The 19,957-nt window shown below is 70.6% G+C and carries 17 protein-coding genes; 15 read left to right on the top strand and 2 right to left on the bottom strand.

Features of this window, described 5'->3' with window-relative positions:
* Window positions 1–53: 53 nt before the first annotated feature.
* The 11 genes from ACWDZ7_RS20050 (at window position 54) to ACWDZ7_RS20000 (ending at window position 12,298) form a co-directional block, all read left to right on the top strand.
* Window positions 54–839 carry an SDR family NAD(P)-dependent oxidoreductase gene (locus ACWDZ7_RS20050; RefSeq protein ID WP_451798559.1) on the top strand — a complete coding sequence of 262 codons (786 nt, stop codon included), beginning with the start codon at window positions 54–56 and terminating at the stop codon, window positions 837–839.
* Window positions 840–875: 36 nt separating this feature from the next.
* Window positions 876–1,814: an aromatase/cyclase gene (locus ACWDZ7_RS20045; protein WP_451798557.1), complete on the top strand. Its 939-nt coding sequence runs from the start codon at window positions 876–878 to the stop codon at window positions 1,812–1,814.
* Entirely contained in the window at window positions 1,807–3,396 is a 1,590-nt protein-coding gene (locus ACWDZ7_RS20040) for a class I adenylate-forming enzyme family protein (RefSeq protein WP_451798555.1), read from the top strand. The genes ACWDZ7_RS20045 and ACWDZ7_RS20040 overlap by 8 nt, the downstream gene beginning before the upstream one ends.
* Window positions 3,393–4,166 (top strand): SDR family oxidoreductase, encoded by a 774-nt coding sequence (locus ACWDZ7_RS20035; RefSeq protein WP_451798554.1) that lies wholly within the window; start codon window positions 3,393–3,395, stop codon window positions 4,164–4,166. The genes ACWDZ7_RS20040 and ACWDZ7_RS20035 overlap by 4 nt, the downstream gene beginning before the upstream one ends.
* Before the next feature lie 60 nt (window positions 4,167–4,226).
* Window positions 4,227–5,459 carry an FAD-dependent monooxygenase gene (locus ACWDZ7_RS20030; protein ID WP_451798552.1) on the top strand — a complete coding sequence of 411 codons (1,233 nt, stop codon included), beginning with the start codon at window positions 4,227–4,229 and terminating at the stop codon, window positions 5,457–5,459.
* A gap of 161 nt (window positions 5,460–5,620) precedes the next feature.
* Window positions 5,621–6,247 (top strand): antibiotic biosynthesis monooxygenase family protein, encoded by a 627-nt coding sequence (locus ACWDZ7_RS20025; RefSeq protein WP_451798550.1) that lies wholly within the window; start codon window positions 5,621–5,623, stop codon window positions 6,245–6,247.
* 157 nt (window positions 6,248–6,404) lie between these two features.
* Entirely contained in the window at window positions 6,405–7,469 is a 1,065-nt protein-coding gene (locus ACWDZ7_RS20020; RefSeq protein ID WP_451798549.1) for a glucose-1-phosphate thymidylyltransferase, read from the top strand.
* 250 nt (window positions 7,470–7,719) lie between these two features.
* On the top strand, window positions 7,720–8,709 hold the full coding sequence (rfbB, locus tag ACWDZ7_RS20015; RefSeq protein WP_451798547.1) for a dTDP-glucose 4,6-dehydratase: 990 nt from the start codon (window positions 7,720–7,722) through the stop codon (window positions 8,707–8,709).
* Window positions 8,706–10,415 carry an FAD-dependent oxidoreductase gene (locus ACWDZ7_RS20010; protein ID WP_451798545.1) on the top strand — a complete coding sequence of 570 codons (1,710 nt, stop codon included), beginning with the start codon at window positions 8,706–8,708 and terminating at the stop codon, window positions 10,413–10,415. The genes rfbB and ACWDZ7_RS20010 overlap by 4 nt, the downstream gene beginning before the upstream one ends.
* The gene (locus ACWDZ7_RS20005; RefSeq protein WP_451798543.1) at window positions 10,415–11,479 is read left to right on the top strand and encodes an NAD-dependent epimerase/dehydratase family protein; all 1,065 of its coding nucleotides are present in this window, start codon (window positions 10,415–10,417) and stop codon (window positions 11,477–11,479) included. The genes ACWDZ7_RS20010 and ACWDZ7_RS20005 overlap by 1 nt, the downstream gene beginning before the upstream one ends.
* Before the next feature lie 60 nt (window positions 11,480–11,539).
* On the top strand, window positions 11,540–12,298 hold the full coding sequence (locus ACWDZ7_RS20000; RefSeq protein ID WP_451798542.1) for an NAD-dependent epimerase/dehydratase family protein: 759 nt from the start codon (window positions 11,540–11,542) through the stop codon (window positions 12,296–12,298).
* A gap of 109 nt (window positions 12,299–12,407) precedes the next feature.
* Here the strand turns inward: ACWDZ7_RS20000 and ACWDZ7_RS19995 are convergent, their stop codons facing one another.
* Together ACWDZ7_RS19995 and ACWDZ7_RS19990 are read right to left on the bottom strand one after the other, a co-directional pair.
* Window positions 12,408–13,982, bottom strand: coding sequence for an MFS transporter (locus ACWDZ7_RS19995; RefSeq protein ID WP_451798541.1), 1,575 nt, complete (start codon window positions 13,980–13,982; stop codon window positions 12,408–12,410).
* Between the two features lie 184 nt (window positions 13,983–14,166).
* The gene (locus ACWDZ7_RS19990) at window positions 14,167–15,378 is read right to left on the bottom strand and encodes a nucleotide disphospho-sugar-binding domain-containing protein (RefSeq protein WP_451798540.1); all 1,212 of its coding nucleotides are present in this window, start codon (window positions 15,376–15,378) and stop codon (window positions 14,167–14,169) included.
* Window positions 15,379–15,529: 151 nt separating this feature from the next.
* Between ACWDZ7_RS19990 and ACWDZ7_RS19985 the strand changes: the two genes are divergently transcribed.
* The 4 genes from ACWDZ7_RS19985 (at window position 15,530) to ACWDZ7_RS19970 (ending at window position 19,902) form a co-directional block, all read left to right on the top strand.
* The gene (locus ACWDZ7_RS19985) at window positions 15,530–16,546 is read left to right on the top strand and encodes a Gfo/Idh/MocA family protein (RefSeq protein ID WP_451798538.1); all 1,017 of its coding nucleotides are present in this window, start codon (window positions 15,530–15,532) and stop codon (window positions 16,544–16,546) included.
* A gap of 118 nt (window positions 16,547–16,664) precedes the next feature.
* A complete protein-coding gene (locus tag ACWDZ7_RS19980; RefSeq protein ID WP_451798537.1) occupies window positions 16,665–17,444 on the top strand; it encodes an SDR family NAD(P)-dependent oxidoreductase in 780 nt (259 codons plus the stop codon).
* A 42-nt stretch (window positions 17,445–17,486) separates the two neighbouring features.
* On the top strand, window positions 17,487–18,725 hold the full coding sequence (locus ACWDZ7_RS19975; RefSeq protein WP_451798536.1) for a nucleotide disphospho-sugar-binding domain-containing protein: 1,239 nt from the start codon (window positions 17,487–17,489) through the stop codon (window positions 18,723–18,725).
* Between the two features lie 142 nt (window positions 18,726–18,867).
* On the top strand, window positions 18,868–19,902 hold the full coding sequence (locus ACWDZ7_RS19970; protein WP_451798534.1) for a methyltransferase: 1,035 nt from the start codon (window positions 18,868–18,870) through the stop codon (window positions 19,900–19,902).
* Window positions 19,903–19,957: the final 55 nt, after the last annotated feature.

Genomic DNA, 19,957 nt, shown 5'->3' with positions numbered 1-19,957 from the left:
GGCGGTTCTTTCTTCAACTTCCTATTTCTTCACTTTCCAGAGGAGCACCGAGCATGTCGGGTACGGAGCAGAAGGTGGCCCTGATCACCGGGGCGACCAGCGGCATCGGCCTTTCCGCGGCGCGTGAGCTCGGCCGTGCGGGCCTGAAGGTGTTCATTTGCGCACGCAACGCCGAGAATGTGTCTCTCACCGTCAAGCAGTTGCGGGACGAGGGGTACGAGGCCGACGGCTCAGCCGCCGACGTCCGCAGTGCGGAGGACGTGCGCGAGCTGGTGGACACCGTCGTCGCGCGGCACGGCCGTATCGACGTCCTGGTGAACAACGCGGGTCGCTCCGGCGGCGGAGTCACCGCCGACATCGAGGACGAGCTGTGGGACGACGTCATCGCGACGAACCTCACCTCCGTCTTTCTCGTGACCCGCGCCGTGCTGCGCCAGGGTGGCATCGGTGAGCGGGGCTGGGGCCGCATCATCAACGTGGCGTCGACGGCGGGCAAGCAGGGCGTGGTCCTCGGCGCCCCCTACTCAGCGTCGAAGCACGGCGTGGTCGGCTTCACCAAGGCGCTCGGCAACGAGCTGGCGCCGACCGGGATCACCGTCAACGCGGTCTGCCCCGGCTACGTCGAGACCCCGATGGCGCAGCGCGTACGGCAGGGCTACGCAGCCGCGTACGACACCTCCGAAGAAGCGATCCTCACCAAGTTCCAGGCGAAGATCCCGCTCGGCCGGTACTCGACCCCCGAGGAGGTGGCCGGCCTCATCGGCTACCTGGCCACCGACACAGCCGCCTCGCTCACCTCCCAGGCCCTCAACGTCTGCGGCGGCCTCGGCAACTTCTGACATCCCTGTACCACGAGAGAGCTGAGGAAGACCCCCATGACCATCCGCGAGGTTGAGCACACCGTCACCGTGCAGGCGCCGGCCGCCGAGATCTACCGGCTGATCGCCGACGTGACCGGCTGGCCGGTGATCTTCCCGCCGAGCGTCCACGTCGACCGTGTGGAGGAGAGCGGGAGCGAGGAGCGCATCCGGATCTGGGCCACCGCCAATGGGGCCGCCAAGAACTGGACGTCGCACCGCATCCTCGACAGTGAGGCGCTGCGGATCACCTTCCGTCAGGAGGTCCCCGCGCCGCCGGTGGCCGCGATGGGCGGCACCTGGATCCTGGAGCCCGTCGACGAGCAGACCACAAGGGTCCGGCTGCTCCACGACTACCGCGCCGTCGAGGACGACCCCGAGTCCTTGCGCTGGATCGACGAGGCCGTCGACCGGAACAGCAGGTCGGAGCTGGAGTCCCTCAAAAGGAACGTCGAACGTGCCACCCACGAGGCCGAGTTGACCTTCTCCTTCGAGGACTCCGTGCGCATCGAGGGCGCCACCAAGGACGTGTACGACTTCCTGAACGAGGCCGACCGGTGGACAGAGCGCCTGCCGCACGTCAGCCGGGTCGAATTGACCGAGGACGCCCCGGGGCTCCAGGTCCTGGAGATGGACACCCTCGCCAAGGACGGTTCGGCGCACACCACCAAGTCGATACGTGTCTGCTTCCCGCACGAGCGCATCGTGTACAAGCAGATCACGCTGCCCGCCCTGCTCCTGCTGCACACCGGGTACTGGCACCTCGTCGAGGACGGCGACGGCCTGCTGGCCACCTCCCAGCACACCGTTACCCTCAACACGGCCAACATCGCCCGGATCCTGGGCGAGGACGCCGGGGTCGCCGAGGCCCGCACGTTCATCCAGGGCGCCCTGAGCACCAACTCACGCGCCACGCTCGGCCACGCCAAGGCCTACGCGGAGGCCCGTCGTGGCTGACCGCGCGGGCTTCCGGCTCGACCTCCTGGTGACCGAGGCGGCCGCGGCACACCCGGAGCGCACCGCGATCCGGTCCGGTGGGCGCAGCGTGGACTTCGCCGGCCTGGAGCGTCAGGTCGACGCGGCCGCGGCCGCGCTGCGGGAACTCGTCCCGGAGCAGGGCGCGACGGTTGCCGTCGCCTCCGTCCTCGACCCCGACTTCGCCGTCGCCTACTACGCGTCGGTCCGGGCAGGCCATGTCGCCGCCGTGGTCAACCCGCTGCTGCGCGAGGAGGGGATACTGAAGGTGCTCGCCCTCTGCGAGGCACAAGTCGCCCTCGTCGACGCGGCACTGTACGCGCGGCTGGTACCGCTCAGGGACCGGTTGCCGCACTTGCGACACCTGGTCCTCATCGGCCCCGCGCCCGAAGACCCGGTCCCCGGCGCCGAGACCCTCGCCGGCCTCATCGCGCGCTCCGCCCACCGCGCGTCGGCCGCGTCGGCCCCGGACCCCCTTCCGGACCCGGACGACGTGGCCTGTGTGCAGTTCACCAGCGGTACGACCGGCCGGCCCAAGGGCGTACGGCTGACGCACCGCAACCTGACGGTGAACGCCGCACAGATCGCCGAGGCGCACCGACTGGACGCCGGCTCGGTCACCCTCAACCATCTTCCGACGTTCCACCCGATGCACCTCAACTCGGCCATGCGGGCGGCCGCCACCCAGATCCTCTGCACCGCGCCCGACCCGGCCGACGCGGTCCAGGAGGCCAACCGCGCCGGGGCGACGCACTTCTACAGCCTGCCGGTCCGGCTCGCCCGCCTCGCCGGGGCGCCCGGCCTCGACGGGGTCGCCCTGACGTCGGTGCGCCTGATCGCGTCCGGTGGCTCCGCGCTCCCCGTACCGGCGGCCCGGGCGCTGACCGAACGCTTCGGTGTGCCCGTCATCCAGGGGTACGGACTTGCCGAGACGTCGCCGCTGACCCACAGCGACGACCCCGCGGATCCGGTGCACGGTTCGGTGGGACGGCCGGTGCGGGACACCGAGTGCCGGATCGTCGACTTGGAGTCCCGGGCCGTGCTGCCCGCCGGCTCCTTGGGCGAGGTCCAGTTGCGCGGGCCGCAGGTGATGAAGGGTTATCTCGGGCTTCCCGACGGCTCGGGCACGGACGGGGCCGGCTGGTTCACCACCAGCGACGTGGGCCGGATCGACCAGAGCGGCCGGCTGTTCGTGGTGGACCGGCTGCAGGACGTCTTCAAGTGCGACAACTTCCTGGTGGCGCCCCTGGAGATCGAGCGGACCCTCGCCCGACATCCTCGGGTGCGCGAGACGGTCGTCGTGGGGGTTCCCGACGAGCGTCGTGGTGCGGTGGCCGCGGCCCAAGTGGTACTCACCGAAGGGGCCTCCCCCGACCTGGACCTTCTGCTCGGCGAACTGACGGCGTACGTCGCGGAGCGCCTGCCGTACTACCAGCACCTGCACCACGTGGAGTTCGTGCCTGGCATCGAGCGTTCGGGCAACGGCAAGATCCAGCGACGGCTGATCGCGGACGAGTTCGCGGCACGGCTTGCCGCCGGGGCGCAGCAGGAGGCGGTGGCATGACCGACCACGCGTTGCGGGACGGCGGCAGCCTCGGCCTGGAGGACCGTGTCGCCGTCATTACCGGCGCCACCCGGGGTGTCGGCCTCGCGGTCGCCCGCAAGCTCTGTGCGGCCGGCGCCCAGGTGGTGCTGACCTGGGCGCACAGCGAGGCCGACGCGGATGCGGCCCTCGCGGAGATGTCAGGCCTCAGGGGCGGAGCCGTCGCGGTGCGCGTCGACGTCACCCGGCCCGAGGAGCTGAGGGCCCTGGTCGAACGGGTTCGCGCGGACCACGGCGGCATCGACGTGTTCGTGCACAGCGCGGCCTCCTGGCACCCCTCTCCGGCTGTGGGCGCGGACCCCGACCTGGTGGGTGCCGACATCGCGGCCGGGGTCGGCCCGTTGCTCTCGGCGGCGCCGCTGCTCGCCGGGGCGATGGCGGGCAGGCCCGGACGGATCATCGCGGTCTCCAGTAGCGGAGCCCGCTCGGTGATTCCCCAGTACGTGGGGCAGGGCCTGGCCAAGGCGGCCCTGGAGAGCCTGGTGCGCTATCTGGCGGTGGAGCTCGCCGGCCGCGGTATCGCCGTCAACGCCGTCGCCACCGCGAAGATCGACAAGGGGCCCGGCACCGTCAACCCCGGTGCGTTGGCCGCGCTCGCGACCCGTACCCCGGCGGGACGGCTGACCACTCCGGACGACATCGCGGACGTCGTGGCGCTGCTCTGCACGGACGAGGCCCGCTGGATCCACGGCCAGGTGATCACCGCGGACGGTGGCCTCGGCCTGCTCTGACGGTCGTCGGCTCCGGGCGGGACGGCGAAGGCAAGACGAGGAAAGGCAGAAGGGCGGACAATGAGCTCCGAGAAGATCGCCACTGACATCTGCATTGTGGGCGGCGGCCCCGCGGGGCTGGTCCTGGCCCTGCTGCTGCTGAAGTCCGGCGTGCGGGTGGCCGTGGTCGAGAAGCACGGCGGCGCGCAGCGGGAGTTCCGTGGGGAGATACTCCAGCCGGGCGCGATGAAGTTGCTCGACCGGCTGGGCGTCCTCGGAGGGGCCCGCGCCCGGGGAGCACACGAGCACGAGCGGTTCCGCCTTGTCGACCGGGACCGGGTGCTGCTCGACATCGACTACCGGACGCTGCCGGCCCCCTACGACCACCTGCTGAGCATTCCGCAGGACCACCTGCTCAGCGAACTTCTCCTGCACTGCCGCCATTTCGCCGATTTCGCCTACCTGGACCGGCGTCGGCTGTCCGCGCTCCCGCGCGAGGGAGGCCGGGTGGCCGGGGTGCGGGCTGACGGCGCGGGGGGCCCGGTCGAGGTGCGCGCGCTGGCCGTAGTGGGCGCCGACGGACGGTTCTCCAAGACCCGGCAGCTCGCCGGGATCGGTGCGGGCCGTGTCGAGGCGTTCGACTTGGACGTCCTGTGGTTCAAGCTACGGCGCTCGGAGGCCGAGCCGGGCCGTACCAGGGACGTACGGGTGTTCCGGGCAGGCGGCAGTCCGGTCCTCGCGTACGACTCCTTCCCCGACCGGATCCAGGTCGGCTGGACGCTGCCGCACAAGGGCTACCAGGCGGTGCTGGGGCGCGGATTCGGGCATGTCAAGAACGAACTCGCCCGCGCGGTACCGGAGTACGCGGACCTCGTCCACGAACAGCTCTCCTCCGTACGCGACGTGAGCCTGCTCGATGTGTTCTCAGGGCGCGCCGACCGGTGGGCCGTCGACGGGCTGCTGCTGATCGGCGACGCGGCACACACCCACAGTCCGATCGGTGCCCAGGGCATCAACCTGGCCGTGCAGGACGCGGTGGTGGCTCACCCGGTTCTGGTGGACGCGGTACGCCGGGGTGACGCCGGCGCGGCGGCGCTCGGCGTGTTCGAGCAGCGGCGGGCACCCGACATCGCCCGGGTGGCACGGCTTCAGTCCGTCCAGAGCAAGGCGATGCTGTCGCACGGCACCTTCGCCACCCGGGTCCGCCCGAAGCTGGCCGCCGCAGTGCGGCACACCCCGCTCTACCGGAAGATCCTGAACGCCGTCGCGTACGGCAACCAGGACATCCGCATCGCTGAGGAACTCCTCGACTGAGCGGCGGAGCAGAGAGGGATCGATGCGGAAGGGGCGGCATGGCCGCCCCTTCCGCATACGCGCGCCCGGGTGTCCAGGCGCCCTTGAGGCCGCTTCGAGCCCCTCGGGCCATGCTCACGGCTGCCCGTTGAAGGATCACTCTCCGAGAAAGGCGGTCAGCCATGGCCGGCAAACCCGATGCCACGTGCGGCCCGAAGCTCTTCACCGTCGTCAACACCTTCACTCTCAAGGACCCCGAGAACGCCGGAGACTTCGAGCGCCGGTTCCTCCAGCACGTCGCGTGGATGCGCGAGCAGGAGGGCTTTGACTCGCATCAGGCAGTGCGGCTCACCGAGCGCCCGGACGTCTATGTGAACATCGGACGCTGGCGCACGCCGCAGGATTTCCAGAAGGTGCTCGGCGACGAGGTCTTCCAGGCGCATGCCGAGGAGTTCCACCAGCTCGTGGACGTCGTGGCCGAGCCGTCCATGAACGTGCTGCGCGCCGGTGAAGCCGTACCGCTCACCCCGGTCGTCGTCGTGGAAACCCTGCTGAGCGAGCTGGACCCGGACTCCTGCGAAAAGGCCTGGGCCGGGTACGTGGCCGAGCTGGCGGGCCGTGAGGGCTTCCGCCACGCCGACCTCAGCCGCTCGCTGGTCAAGCCCGGGTTGTACACGTTCGCGTCGTGGTGGACGACGGCCGAGGCGTACCGCGAGGCCCGCGCCGTCTGCGCGGCCCCCGCCATCGGGTCGGCCGATGAGGCAGTCCACGTGACTGCCCATCAGGCCGCCCGGTCCTTCGCTGCCTGACTCCCGTTCGCCCACGTTCCGCATCCCGGGTTCGAGCAGGGCGCCCGGACCCGGGTGCGGGGGCGGCAGCGGTTGTCCAGCGTCACTCCACCATGACCTCACATTCTCAACCTGCTGTCCGCCAACACCTTGAGAATCACCTTGAGAAGAGGACTTCATGAAGGCTCTGGTGCTGTCAGGCGGGTCGGGCACCCGGCTTCGCCCCTTCACCTATTCCATGCCCAAACAACTCATACCGATCGCCAATCGCCCGGTGATCGAATACGCGCTTGAGAACATCCTCGCGCTCGGCGTCACCGAGATCGGGGTGATCGTCGGTGAGCACAGGCCGGAGATCGAGGCCGTCCTCGGCGACGGGTCACGGTTCGGCGCACGGATCGTCTACATCCCGCAGGAGCGTCCGCTCGGACTCGCCCACTGCGTCGCCATCGCCCAGGACTTTCTCGGCGACGACGACTTCGTGATGTACCTCGGCGACAACATGCTGCCGGAGGGCGTCACCGAGATCGCTCAGGACTTCCGGGCGGGCCGGCCGGCCGCCGAAGTGGTCGTGTACAAGGTCGCTGACCCGCGTGCCTTCGGCGTGGCGGAGATCGCCGCTGACGGCACTGTGCTGCGCTTGGTGGAGAAGCCGCAGGAGCCGCAGAGCGATCTCGCGCTGATCGGCGTGTACTTCTTCACCCCGGAGATCCACCGGGCGGTCGCCGCGATCGAGCCGAGCGCCCGCGGTGAGCTGGAGATCACCGATGCCATCCAGTGGCTGGTCGCCGAGGGCGCGGACGTACGGGCCCGGGAGTACGCGGGCTACTGGAAGGACACGGGCCGAGTCGAGGACGTACTGGACTGCAACCGCCAACTTCTCGACGGGCTGAGCGGTTCGGTCCAGGGCCAGGTCGATGCCGACAGTGTGCTGGTGGGCGAGGTCCTGGTGGAGACCGGGGCCCGCATCCTCAACTCGCGCATCGAGGGCCCCGCCGTGATCGGCGCGGGCAGCGTCGTCGCGGACAGCGACATCGGCCCGTACACCGCCATCGGCCACAACTGCGTGCTCACCGGCAGCCGGCTCGGGCACTCCATCGCGCTGGACGGTGTGACGGTCTCCGGGGTGCGCGATGTCCACGGCTCCCTCATCGGCCGCGGCGCCGCCGTCACCGGCGTGCACAGCACGGGCCGCCACCGTCTGGTGGTCGGCGATCACACCCAGGTCGAGGTGGCTGCCTGATGCTGAAGCCAAGCGACGAGACGGAGTGGGGGGCGGACCGCGCAGGGGCAGCCCTCGTTCCGTTCGCGGTCGGAGAAGGCACGGGAGGCCGGATCCGGCAGAGCCAGGTCAGCGATCCGGAAGAAGTGGTGGAGCAGGGGGCACAGCCATCTGAGCCATCGAGGGCAGCCGGCGTGAAAGCCATCCCTGCCCCACCCGCGCAGTCCCGGAGTCGCGGACTCACGGGACCCACTCAAGAAGGCAGGGCGGCATGAGAATCCTGGTCACCGGCGGAGCCGGTTTCATCGGGTCTCACTACGTACGGACCATGCTGACGGGCGGCTACGCCGGCTACGAGGACGCCCGGGTGACCGTCCTCGACGAACTGACCTACGCGGGCAACCGCGACAACCTCCCGGCACCCGGGCCGAGGCTCGACTTCGTCAAGGGCGACGTGTGCGATCTCGACCTGCTGCTCGGGCTGCTACCCGGCCACGACGCGGTGGTGCACTTCGCCGCCGAGTCGCACGTCGACCGTTCCCTGGCGTCGGCCGCGGAGTTCGTACGCACCAATGTGGGGGGCACCCAGAACGTCCTGGAGGCCGCGTTGCGCACCGGCGTGGGCCGTGTCGTGCACGTCTCCACCGACGAGGTGTACGGATCCATCGAGGAGGGTTCCTGGACGGAGGAGTGGCCGCTGCTGCCCAACTCCCCCTACGCCGCGTCCAAGGCCGGATCCGACCTGATCGCCCGTGCCTACTGGCGCACCCACGGCCTGAACGTCTCGATCACCCGTTGCTCCAACAACTACGGGCCCTACCAGCACCCCGAGAAACTGATACCGCTCTTCGTCACCAACCTTCTGGAAGGCCGCGAGCTGCCGCTGTACGGCGACGGCGCCAACGTCCGCGAATGGGTGCACGTCGACGACCACTGCCGGGCCGTTCAGCTCGTGCTGACCGGCGGCAGACCGGGCGAGATCTACAACGTCGGCGGCGGCGACGAGCGGACCAACCGGCAGATCACCGAACAGCTCCTCGACGAACTGGGCGCCGACTGGAGTTCGGTGCGCAAGGTGGCCGACCGCAAGGCCCACGACCTGCGCTACTCGCTCGACGACACGAAGATCCGGGAGGAACTGGGCTTCGTCCCGCGGATTCCCTTCGCGCGGGGTCTCGCGGACACCGTCGCCTGGTACCGGGACAACCCTGGCTGGTGGAAGAAGGCCAAGCACGATCAGGAGAACGGAGCGGGCGCATGACCGACAGCGCACAGGTCCTCGTCGTCGGCGCGGGCCCCGTCGGCCTGTCCGCCGCCCATGAGCTGGCCCGGCACGGGGTGCGGGTCCGGATCGTCGACGCGGCGGCCGGGCCGGCCGTCACCAGCCGGGCCCTGGCCACGCACGCGCGGACCCTGGAGACGTACGACCAGATGGGGATCCTCGGCGAACTGCTGCCGCGAGGACAGCGTGTCGAGCACTTCACGTTGCACCAGAACGGTTGCCGCCTGGTCCGCTTCGACACGGACTACAGCAGGCTCCCCACCCGCTTCCCGTTCACACTGATGGTGGACCAGGTGGTCACCGAGCGGGTGCTGCGTGCCGCACTCGCCCGGTTCGGGGCCGAGGTGGAGTGGGGGGTGAGGCTGGAGTCGTTCGTGGACACCGGTGACACGGTCTCGGTGACACTCCGTCACCCGGACGGCACCGAGGAGACGGTTACTCCCGACTGGCTGGTCGGCTGCGACGGTGGACACAGCACGGTCCGCAAGCAGCTGGGTATGCCGCTGATCGGCGAGAGCAGCGAGACCTGGCTGATCGCCGACGCGGTGGTCGATTGCGGCCTGCCGCGCGACAGCATCCACTGGATGCGCACCCCGGCCGGCACCGTGATGATGGTGCCGTTCCCGGACCCCGGCAAGTGGCGGCTCCTCGACACCGCCGACGCGTCGTACGAGAGTGACGAGGCCGTGGCCCGGCGGTTCGCCGCGAAGATCGAGGCCGGAACAGGGCGCCGGGTCATGGTCGAACCGCCCAGCTGGGTATCAGTGTTCACCATCCAGCAGCGCATGATCGAGCAGATGAGCAAGGGCCGGGTCTTCCTGGCCGGAGATGCCGCCCATGTACACAGCCCCGCTTCGGGGCAGGGCCTCAACACCGGTGTGCAGGACGCGGTCAACCTGGCCTGGAAGCTGGCCTCAGTGATCCACGGTGAAGCCGGCGCCGGGCTGCTGAAGTCGTACAGCACCGAGCGGGTGCCGGTCGGTGCGACCTTGTTGAAGTCGACCCGCATGGCCACCCTGCTGGTCCAGCTCCGGAGCCGCACGGCAGCTGCCTTCCTGAGGACCGCGTTCACCTTCCTCCGCTCCGTGCCGCCACTGAAGTCGAAGATCGAGCGCAAGATCATGGGCGGCATGTCGGCCCTCGGCCTGTCGTACGCCGACAGCGCCCTGTCCGTCGGCTCACCGTCCGGCGGAGTCCTGGCACCGGGCGACCGCGTCGCCCGGGTCGACGCGGACGGGCTCACTCGGGTGCCTGCCTGGCAGGAACTGCTGGCCGAGCTGGGCCGCCCCGGCTGGACGCTGCTCGCGTTCCCCGAGCCCGGCCGGTACACGGAGCTTGAGCGGCTTGTGGAGGCTTACCCGTCCCTCTCGGTGCGCTCCGCTGTGGCGACCGGCGGCGGGGCGGTGTCCCACGGGCTCGTCGGCCCGGCAGCGCCCGGCGCGCTCGCCGACCCCGGCGGGCGGCTCGCCGCCGACCTCGGGGTGACCGCCGGTGGATGGCTGCTGATACGCCCGGACGGCTATCTCGCCGCCGACGGACCGGATCTGACGGCGGGAGCTCCGGACGCGGCGCTGGCCGAGTGCGGGCTGCGCCCCGGGGCCGGACGACGGGTGGCGGCGCAGGCCGCGGACCGCGCCGGGTCGGGCGGCGCCGCTTCGCCGAGCGCGGCCGCTGAAGTCAGGTGATGCGGAAGCGGCCGCCCGGCGGGCCCGCGCCCTGCGCGCTCCGCACGGCGGAGCAGGACCGGCGTGCGGCCTGGAGCGTTTTCCCGGAGGTGAACCAGGTGAACCTGGCGGGAAGGCCCGGGGCCGCGCGGATCGCGGTGTTCGGCGGCACCGGGTTCGTGGGCCGCCGGGTCTGCCTCGTCCTGGCCGGGCTCGGTCATGACGTGCTGGCGGTCAGCCGGTCCGGGCGGGTGCCGGTGCCCGGCGTCCGCCCGGTCGGGCTGGATCCCGTCGCCGCAGGCCCGGTCGAGACCGCGCGGCTGCTGCGGGCCGAGCGGGTGAAAGCCGTCGTCAACGCGGCAGGCGCCGTCTGGGGCGCGGGGCCCGAGGAGATGGAACGGGCCAACTCCGCGCTCGTACGCACGCTGGTGAGCGCGGCCACGGCACTGCCGGCCCCGCCGCGGTTCATTCAGCTCGGCTCGGTGCACGAGTACGGGCCCGATCGGGGCCGGCTCCGCGAAGAACTGGTGCCGCGCCCCACCACACCGTACGGGGCGACCAAACTCGCCGGTACCGAGGAGGTGCTCGGTGCCGCCCGCGACGGGCGGCTCACGGGTCTGGTGCTGCGCCTTGCGAACCTGGTGGGGCCCGGCGCCCCCGGCGAGAGCCTGCTCGGCTCCGTCCTGGCCCAGCTCGCCGCCGCCCGCGCGGGTGGAGGTCCCGCACTGCTGCGTCTCGCCCCGCTCGGTGACCGCCGGGACTTCGTCGATGCCGATGACGTGGCGCTCGCCGTGGCCTCCGCGGTCCGCGGCCCCGTGAGCGGTGAGGTCCTCAACATCGCGGGGGGCAACAGCGTACGGGTGCGCCATCTCGTCGAGCTGTGTATCGCCGAAGCCGGCCTGTCCGTACGCCTGTCGGAGATGTCCGCTGCGGCGCCGCGGCTGCGGGCGGTCGGTGGCACCCAGAGGGTGGACATCGGCCGGGCCCGCCGCCTGCTCGGCTGGGCGCCGTCCCGCCCGCTCACCGATTCGGTGCGGCTCGCCTGGCGGGACGTGGTCGGCACCCGTGCGTCGAGCAGCAGTTGAGCGGACTTTCACAAGATGTCAGCGAGCCGGAGAACAGAGAGCAAGAGGGAGAGCACGGGTATGGAGATCATCGGGAGAGGATTCCTGGCCGGGAACCTGGCACCGCTCGCCGGCCGCCACCCGGGTGTGTGCGTGCTGGCGGCGGGGGTGTCCGCCACCGGCGACACCTCCCTGGCGGAGTACGGCAGGGAGGCCGAGCGGTTGTACGAGCTGATGGAGCGCTGCGCCGACGACGGCCGGAAGCTGGTCTTCCTGTCGACGGCCTCAGCCGGCATGTACGCGTTGCGGGGCGGGCCGGGGCGGGAGGACGGCCCGGTGCGTCCGGGTACCGCGTACGGGCGGCACAAGCTCGGCCTCGAAGCGGTACTGCGCGCCTCGGGTCTCGAATGGCTGATCCTGCGCCTGGCCCACGTGGTGGGGCCCGGTGAGCCGCCGCATCTGCTGTTGCCGGCGCTGACGAGCCAGATCGTCTCCGGGACGGTCCGTGTGCTGCGTGGCGCCTCGCGCGACCTCATCGACGTCACCGATGTCGTGCAGGTGATCGACGAGCTCCTGGAGCGCGGGGTGAACCACGAGGTGGTGAACGTGGCCAGTGGCCATGCGGTGCCGGTAGAGGAGATCATCACCTGCATCGAGCAGCGGCTCGGCACCCGTGCCGTACGCGACTACGTGCCCGCCCGGGCGGGCCAGCCGGTGTCGACCGAGAAGCTGCGTGCCCTGGTGCCGGCGGTCGCGGGAATGGGCTTCGGCCCTGGTTACTTCCGGGGCGTGCTCGACAACTACCTCGACGCCTGTGTTCCGGAGCTCACCGCCCGCTAGGAACCGCACCCCGGCCTCCGGGCGGGACGTCGGCCCCCAGGACCACGACCGGGTCCTGGGGGCCGACGCTTTCGGGTGGGCGAAGTGTCGCCATGGCGGGAAGGACGCGTCAGCCGGCCGACGGGGCGCGGACAGCTGCGGCCGGTGCGGTGTCGGTCTCGTCGTGCACCTTGGGCTCGGGGAAGAAGAGCGCGCACGTGAAGGCCAGTGCGAGCGTGCCGGCACCGAGCAGGAACGCCGAGTGCAGCGCGTCGAGGAAGGCGCCCAGTGCCTCGCTCCGGAGAGCGGGGGAGAGCGCGAGCAACCCCGTGACGTTGATGTTGCCGTCGTCCGCGGCGGCCCCCTGGGCAGCGGCCGGCAGCTGAGAGGTGAATGCGGCCGCGACGACCGAGCCGAAGATCGCGGGGCCCAGGGACTGACCCATCATCCGAGCGAACGCCACCGCCGTCGAGGCGGTGCCGACTTCGGAGAAGTCCACCGTGTTCTGCACCGCGGCCGTCGGAACCTGCGTCAACTGGCCGATGCCGAGGCCGAATCCGACGAGGTAGATGCTGAGCAACCAGGTTGAGGTCGTGGTGGTCAGAGTCGCGCACAGGCCGATGGTGACAGCCGCGAGGGCGCTGCCGATCAGCGGGAAGGGCCGGTACCGGCCGAACCGTGAGACCAACGAGCCGGTGATCAGCATGCCGAGCAGCATGCCCAGGATCATCGGCAGGAGATGCAGGCAGGTGTCGAGTGAGTCGAGTCCGCGCACGATCCGCAGGTACAGGGCCATGTAGAAGGCCATGCCGAGCAGGGCGAAACCGCCGAGCAGCGAAATGGGCACCGTGATTCGGAAGACCTTGTTGCGGAAGAGGGCCAGCGGGAGAATCGGGTCCCCGGCCCGGGACTCCTGCCGTACGAAGGCCGCCAGGAGTACGAGGGCCGCGGCGCCCGTGCCGATCACCGGCAGCGAGGTCCAGGAGTACCGGCTGCCGCCCCACTCGGTCACCAGGAGCACCGCGCACACCGCGAGGACGATCAGGCCGCCGCCGGTGAAGTCGATCCGGGACGTGCGCCGCTCGACCGGGACCTTGGGGGAGAGGGCCAGGGCGGCAGCGACGAGGACGGTGAGCGGGACGTTGATCAGGAATGCCCACCGCCAGGTCACGGTCAGCCCCAGTATCACGTGGGTGTCCGCGAAGAAGCCGCCGATCACCGGGCCGATCACGATTCCGAGCAGGGTCACGCCACCGACGTACCCGCCGAACTTCGCCCGGTCCTTGGGCGGTGCGATCTGCGCGACGATCACCATCGCCACGGTCATCAGACCGCCGGCGCCCAGGCCCTGCAAGCCCCGGAAGACAATGAGCTGGGGCATGCTCTGGGCGATGCCGCACAGCAGCGAGCCGGCCAGGAACAGTCCGAGCGAGACGAACATGACCGACTTGCCGCCGAGCCGGTCGGCCAGCTTTCCGTACAGAGGGGTCGCGGCGCCCAGCGCGAGGGTGTAGACGGTCAGAACCCAACGGCTGTCGTCGACACCGTGCAGGGGGTCGAGGTCCTTGATGATGGAATACATCGCCACGTTGACGACCATCATGTCCATCGCCGCCAGCAGTGCGGCCAGCACGAGCGCGCCGACGATCGCTCTCAGCCGGCTCCTCGGCAAGAGGGGCTGCGTTGCCAGTGAAGTGTCCGACACGTCGGTATTCCTTCGTTCCAGAGGGCCAGTGGCACGGGGCGGTTCGGCGGTGCCGCCCATACGGTATGGGGAGATTCCACTTGCTGCCCGTGCCGTGGTGGAGCCTTGCTTGAGTGCAGCTTGAGTGCAGCTTGAGTACGGCACGAGGGCTGGGTCCGGCCGCCGAGCCGGGGGTGCGACGGGATCAGAGCAGCGTTTCGAGCTTGCGGGCCACCTCGGCGGGGGCCGGGCAGTCCGCGATCTCCTGGCGCAGCCGGTCCGCAGCCGTGCGGTGGGCCGCGTCGCCGAGCAGCTTCTCGACGGCGGTCTTCACGTCGAAGGGGTCCGACTCCCGCTGCTCCAGGTGGAGTCCAGCACCTGTGCTCGCCAGCTGTTGGGTGTTGTACAGGCCCTCGCGGATCGAGGTGATGCCGAGCTGCGGGACCCCGTGGGCGGCGGCCGTCATCAGGACGCCGGTGCCGCCGGTGTGCACGATCGCGTCGGAGCCGGCGAGCAGCGCGTTCAGCGGGGCCCAGCCGATGGGACGGACGTGCTCGGGGAGCGGGCCGAGCCGGTCCACCAGTTCCCTGCCCGCCTCGCCCAGGGTCAGCACCACCTCGGCGCCGGTCGCGGCGACCGCGCGCACCACGTCGCCGAAATAGTCGGCGACGGCCGGTCCGAGCTTGCGTTGCTGCGAGGTCCCCCAGGTCACCACCACACGCGGCCGGTCCGTGGAACCGGTCAACTCGCGCGGTACCGTTCCGGATCCGTTGTACGGGATGTAGCGCATCGGCAGGCGATGGCGCAGCGGTGCGGCCGGCAGCCCGGTGACGTGTTCGGACCAGATCAGGCTGGCGGGGCGCGGATCCACCCACGCCACGGGCTCGGTGACCGGCTCGGCACCGACGCCCTCGAACAGCCCGGCGTAGTCCTCCCAGCGTTCGCCGCCGATCAGGTCCTTGAACTCGGGCCGAAGCCAGCGTGCCATGCCGTACAGATGCCCGACCACGGGTACCCCCAGGGCCTGACCGGCGACCAGACCGTTGAAGGTGATCGGGTCGTGCACGATCAGGTCGGGCCGCCAGCTGCGGCCGAATGCGACGAGGTCGGCCGAGGTCGCCCGGGAGAACGCGAAGAGCAGCCCCGCCATGTTGCGCATCACGCGCTCCTCGACGGCGGCCTGCGACTCGTCCGGGTGGCGCTTGACCGGAGCGAGATCACCACGGGCCAGGACCGCCTCGATGTCGATGTCCTGGCCCACCGGGACGGCTGTGAGACCGGTCGCTGAGATCGCGTCCGTCAACATCGGGGAGCTGGCCACCCGGACCTCGTGGCCCTCGTTGACCAGCGCCCAGGCGAGCGGTGCGAGCGGCAGCAGATGGGCACGCTCGGCGTAGGTGGTGAACAGCACCCGCATGTGGGGCCTCTTCCCGTGAGAAGTGTCAGGAGTGGGGCCCGAGGTTGCCAGCGGGGACTCGGAGCCGGGTCGAGCGCGGCCAGGCGGCGGACCGGGATGTTCGAGTCCGGCTCGACCGATCCTGCGAGCCGCCCGCCCTACCGTCTCGGCCATGCAGAAGCTGAGAGTGGGATTGCTCGGTGCCTCCAGGGTGACACCGGGTTCAGTGGTCGGTCCGGCCAAGCGCCTCCCGGAGGTAGAACTGGTTTCGGTCGCCGCACGGGACCCGGAGCGGGCGCGCCGCTACGCCGCGAAGCACGGGATCGCCGGATCGGCCGCCGGTTACGCCGAGTTGGTCGCTTCGCCCGACGTGGACGCTGTCTACATCGCCCTGCCGAACTCGCTCCACGCCGAGTGGACGATCAAGGCCCTGGAGGCGGGCAAGCACGTGCTGTGCGAGAAGCCCTATGCGGCCAACGCCCAACAGGCGCAGCAGTCCGCGGCAGCGGCGGCCGCCGCTACGGGGCTGACCGTCATGCACGGCATGCACTACCGCTACCACCCGTTGATGGAAGCCCTCGAAGAGACGGTGCGGGGCGGAGAGCTGGGAGAGGTCGAGCATGTGGAGGCCCATCTGTGCTTTCCCAATTTCCGTACCGACCCCGTTATGGCCGGCTATGAACTGGGCGGCGGAGCGACGATGCTGTGCGGGGTCTACCCGCTGGACGCGCTGCGCGTTCTCGGCCCCGGGGAGCCGGAGGTGGTCGCGGCCCGTGCCACGCTCCACTCCGACCAGGTCGACCGCACCATGGAGGTCGATCTCCGCTTCCCGGGCGGCGCGACCGGCCGGGTCACGTGCTCCATCAGCCCGGTTCCCAGACCGCGACTCTCGCTGACCGCCGGAGTGGTCGGCGAGCGCGGCTCGGTCAAGGCCCGCAATTACCTCGTTCCTCAGCTGTGGAACCGCCTGGAGACCCGGATCGACGGGGCGGTCAGCCGCCGACGGGTGCGCGGACTGGCCACGTACGACTACCAGTTGAAGGCGTTCGTCGACGCGGTGCTGCACGGCGGTCCGGTCCGTACGGGTCCGGACGACGCGGTCGCCACCATGCGTCTGGTGGACACGGTCTACGAGGCGGCCGGACTTCTGCCCCGAGGCCTGTCGCGCGAGGCCACGCAGCAGGCCTGACGCCCGCCGAGTCCCCGCGCGTCCGCCGTGCCTCGGTCCGCCCCGGCTCCTTGAGCCCGTACTCGACCCCACTCATCCCGTCATCCCGCGAACCTCTACACGAAATCAGGGTGTATCCATGACCGATCAGTCCCTCCACGGCCGCGTCGCGCTTGTCACCGGTGCCGGCAGCGGCCTCGGCGTCGTGCTGGCCAAGGACCTCGCCCGGCGTGGCGCGGCCGTGGCCGTCCACTACCACAGCTCCTTCGACGCGGCGAAGCAGGTCGTCCGGGAGATCGAGAAGGAGGGAGGCCGCGCGGTTGCCGTGAAGGCCGACCTGACCGACCAGGCACAGGCCGACCTGCTCGTCGCCAAGGTCGGCGGCACGCTCGGCGAGCTCGACCTGCTGGTCCTGAACGCCACCGGATACCCGGACGTGCAGCGCGGCCCCGCCGTCAAGCACACTCCCACCCAGCTCGCCGACAACATGCGGGCCCACTACCTCACTTCCATGACTCCGGTCCATGCCGCCCTGCCCGGCATGGTGGAGCGCGGCAGCGGCTCGGTCGTCTACATTTCCGACACCTTCCTGCGCCGCACCACGCTGATGGGCCTGGGCCACGCCCTGCCCAAGGCCGGTGTGGAGAGCGCGATGAAGCACTTCGCGCAGGAACTCGGCCGCTCCGGCGTCCGTTTCAACACGGTGATCGCGGGCGCCGTGCGCAGCCCCGCCCTGGAACGGGCCTTGTCCGACGAGTCGGTGAAGGCCCACGTCGAGAAGTTCATGACGGAGATCCCGCTCGGCCGGGTCGCCGAGCCCGAGGACGTCGCGAACGCTGTCGCGCTGCTCGCGGGTGACCAACTCGGCTATGTGACGGGTGCGTTCCTCCCGGTCACCGGCGGCCTTCTGCTCATCTGACGGTCCGTAGGTGAGTCGCGGGAGACATGGAGGAAACCGACCGTGCGAGTACTGTTCACCACCACCAGCTGGAAGGGCGCGTACTTCTGCATGGTGCCGCTGGCCTGGGCGCTGCAGGCGGCCGGGCACCAGGTCCGGCTCCTCTGCGCACCGCACCAGGCCGGCCCGATCGGCCGGGCAGGCCTGGTGGCGGTGCCCGTCGCGCGGGAGCTCGACGTCATGCGGATGGAGCGGTTCGCCCGGTACGCGCAGGAGTCGGCCGGGCCGCGCACCGACGAGTTGCCGCTGCTGCATCCCTACACCGGTCAACCGGTCGGTGAACCGGGGGAGTTCGATACGGCCGCCGAGGCGGAGCGATTCTGGAGCGGCTGCGCCGGAGTGATGGGCCACAACGCCGACGCGGCGGTGCGGTTCACCCGCGACTGGCGCCCTGACCTCGTGGTCCACGACTTGATGACCCCCGAGGGGGCACTGGCCGCCCGGGTCGCCGGGGTGCCGTCCGTCTTTCACTCGCCCGGCATGTTCGGCACGGTGGAGGACGGCGGCGAGGCCGACCTGGAGATGGACGACCCGAGCGGCGCCTTCGCCCGGCACGGCGTCGGTCCCTGGGACCGTACGCAGATCGGCTGGGCCGTCGACCCGTCCCCGCCGGGGCTGCTGCCGCCGTTCGGCACCGCCGAGCGGCTGCCGATGCGGTACGTCCCCTACAACGGGCCCGGTGCGATGCCGCTGTGGGCACTGGAGCGGCCGAAGAAGCCGCGGATCTGCCTGATCTGGGGCAACTCGGCGACCGCCATCTTCGGCCCGCGGGTCCCCGCACTGCGCCACGCCGTGGACGCCGTGGTGGCCTCGGGGGCCGAGCTGGTCCTGACCGCAGGTCCCGAACAGGTGGCCGCGCTGGGTGCGTTGCCCGACTCGGTGCGCCTGCTGGAGGACTTCCCGCTGCACCTGCTGCTGCCGGCCAGCGACGCGATCATCCATCAGGGCAGCGTCAACCCGCTGATGACCGCGGCGGCCGCCGGGGTCCCGCAGCTGGTGCTCGGGCTCACCGACGACCAGCGGGTCATGGGGGGGCGGTTCGCGGAGGGCGGCTCCGCACTGGTCCTGCCCGGGCTCACCGCCGGACCCGATGACATCACTCAGGCGGTCGGTGCCCTTCTGGAGAGCACCGCGCTCGGTGCGGCGGCCGTCCGGATCGCCTCCGGCATCGCCACCCGGCCCACCCCCGCTCACACCGCGCGGGTCCTGGCGGAACTCGCCGCCGCGGGCCTGCCCGGCTGAAAGCCCGTGGGCGGCCGCCCCTGCCGCGAACCCGCGGGAGGAGGCCGGTTCCGCGCGCCCCCACATCCCGTATGTACGCGAAGGCGTCCGTGCCCATCCACTTCGACCGTATCCGGTCGGTGAGCAGAAGGAACCAACTTCAATGACTGTCATCCAAGAGACCGAGGTCACCGCTGCCGGTCTGCACGGCGTCATGCGCGGCTACGTGAACGCGAGTCTGCTCCGAGCCGGCCTGGAACTCGGGGTCTTCGACGCCGTTCACCAAGGACTTCAGACCTCGGACAAGATCGCCGAGCACGTCGTGGCGGATCCGCGCGGCACCCGCATCCTGCTGGACGCGCTGGCCGCCACCGGCCTGTTGCGCCGGCGCGGTGCGGACGAGTACGAGCTGGCGCCCGGCGGCGAGACCTACCTCGTCAGCACCAGCCCCCAGTACTTCGGCGGCGCCGTGAAGATCGGCGTCAGCAAGTGGGAGTGGGACGCCCAGTGGCGGCTCGCGGAAGCGGTCCGCAAGGGCGGCGCCGTCATGGACACCCACGCGCTCACCCCTGACTTCGACTACTGGGAGGAGTTCGCCGAGCACATGAACTGGTGGCAGAATGGCGCCGCCAACGTCATGGCCGAGCAGCTGCTGCCGTGGGCGAAGGACCGCGACTCGGTCGACGTCCTGGACGTCGCGTGCAGCCACGGCTCGTACGGCTTCTTCTTCGCCCGGCAGGAGCCCCGTGCGAAGGTGACCGGGCTGGACTGGCCGCACGTCCTCAAGTACACCGAGCGCAATGCCGAACGCCTGGGGCTGCGGGAGCGCTGGGACTCCATTGCCGGCGACATGTTCGAGGTCCCGCTGGAAGGCCCGTACGACATCGTCATGCTCACGAACGTGCTGCACCACTTCTCGCGCGAGGAGTCCACGGAGCTGCTGCGTCGCATGGCCGAGGGCCTGAAGCCGGGCGGCAGGATCGCCATCACGGGCCACACCTTCAAGGACGGCGTCCTCCCGCAGGACAATCCGCTGCCGTTCATGTTCTCCGTGATCATGCTCACGATGACCTTCACCGGCGAGACGCACTCCATCAGCACCTATGAGGAGATGCTCCTCGACGCGGGCTTCATCAACCCGACGGTGCATCAGGACGCCAAGGCGATGCACACCGTGTTCATCGCTGAGCGCGCCTGACAGCGGCTCACCCACTCACCATCTCAGCCTCAACCTCAACCGAAGATAAAGGCGG

The sequence above is a fragment of the Streptomyces sp. NPDC003032 genome, assembly GCF_053591415.1.
This window is presented reverse-complemented; position numbering and strand designations above follow the sequence as displayed.

Excerpts from the sequence above, each read along its gene's own strand:
- ACWDZ7_RS19970 (WP_451798534.1), top strand. The coding sequence starts at position 18,868 with ATGACTGTCATCCAAGAGACCGAGGTCACCGCTGCCGGTCTGCACGGC.
- ACWDZ7_RS20045 (WP_451798557.1), top strand. The coding sequence starts at position 876 with ATGACCATCCGCGAGGTTGAGCACACCGTCACCGTGCAGGCGCCGGCC.
- rfbB (WP_451798547.1), top strand. The coding sequence starts at position 7,720 with ATGAGAATCCTGGTCACCGGCGGAGCCGGTTTCATCGGGTCTCACTAC.
- ACWDZ7_RS20010 (WP_451798545.1), top strand. The coding sequence starts at position 8,706 with ATGACCGACAGCGCACAGGTCCTCGTCGTCGGCGCGGGCCCCGTCGGC.
- ACWDZ7_RS19980 (WP_451798537.1), top strand. The coding sequence starts at position 16,665 with ATGACCGATCAGTCCCTCCACGGCCGCGTCGCGCTTGTCACCGGTGCC.
- ACWDZ7_RS20050 (WP_451798559.1), top strand. The coding sequence starts at position 54 with ATGTCGGGTACGGAGCAGAAGGTGGCCCTGATCACCGGGGCGACCAGC.
- ACWDZ7_RS19990 (WP_451798540.1), bottom strand. The coding sequence starts at position 15,378 with ATGCGGGTGCTGTTCACCACCTACGCCGAGCGTGCCCATCTGCTGCCG.
- ACWDZ7_RS20025 (WP_451798550.1), top strand. The coding sequence starts at position 5,621 with ATGGCCGGCAAACCCGATGCCACGTGCGGCCCGAAGCTCTTCACCGTC.
- ACWDZ7_RS20020 (WP_451798549.1), top strand. The coding sequence starts at position 6,405 with ATGAAGGCTCTGGTGCTGTCAGGCGGGTCGGGCACCCGGCTTCGCCCC.
- ACWDZ7_RS20000 (WP_451798542.1), top strand. The coding sequence starts at position 11,540 with ATGGAGATCATCGGGAGAGGATTCCTGGCCGGGAACCTGGCACCGCTC.
- ACWDZ7_RS19985 (WP_451798538.1), top strand. The coding sequence starts at position 15,530 with ATGCAGAAGCTGAGAGTGGGATTGCTCGGTGCCTCCAGGGTGACACCG.
- ACWDZ7_RS20035 (WP_451798554.1), top strand. The coding sequence starts at position 3,393 with ATGACCGACCACGCGTTGCGGGACGGCGGCAGCCTCGGCCTGGAGGAC.
- ACWDZ7_RS20005 (WP_451798543.1), top strand. The coding sequence starts at position 10,415 with ATGCGGAAGCGGCCGCCCGGCGGGCCCGCGCCCTGCGCGCTCCGCACG.
- ACWDZ7_RS20030 (WP_451798552.1), top strand. The coding sequence starts at position 4,227 with ATGAGCTCCGAGAAGATCGCCACTGACATCTGCATTGTGGGCGGCGGC.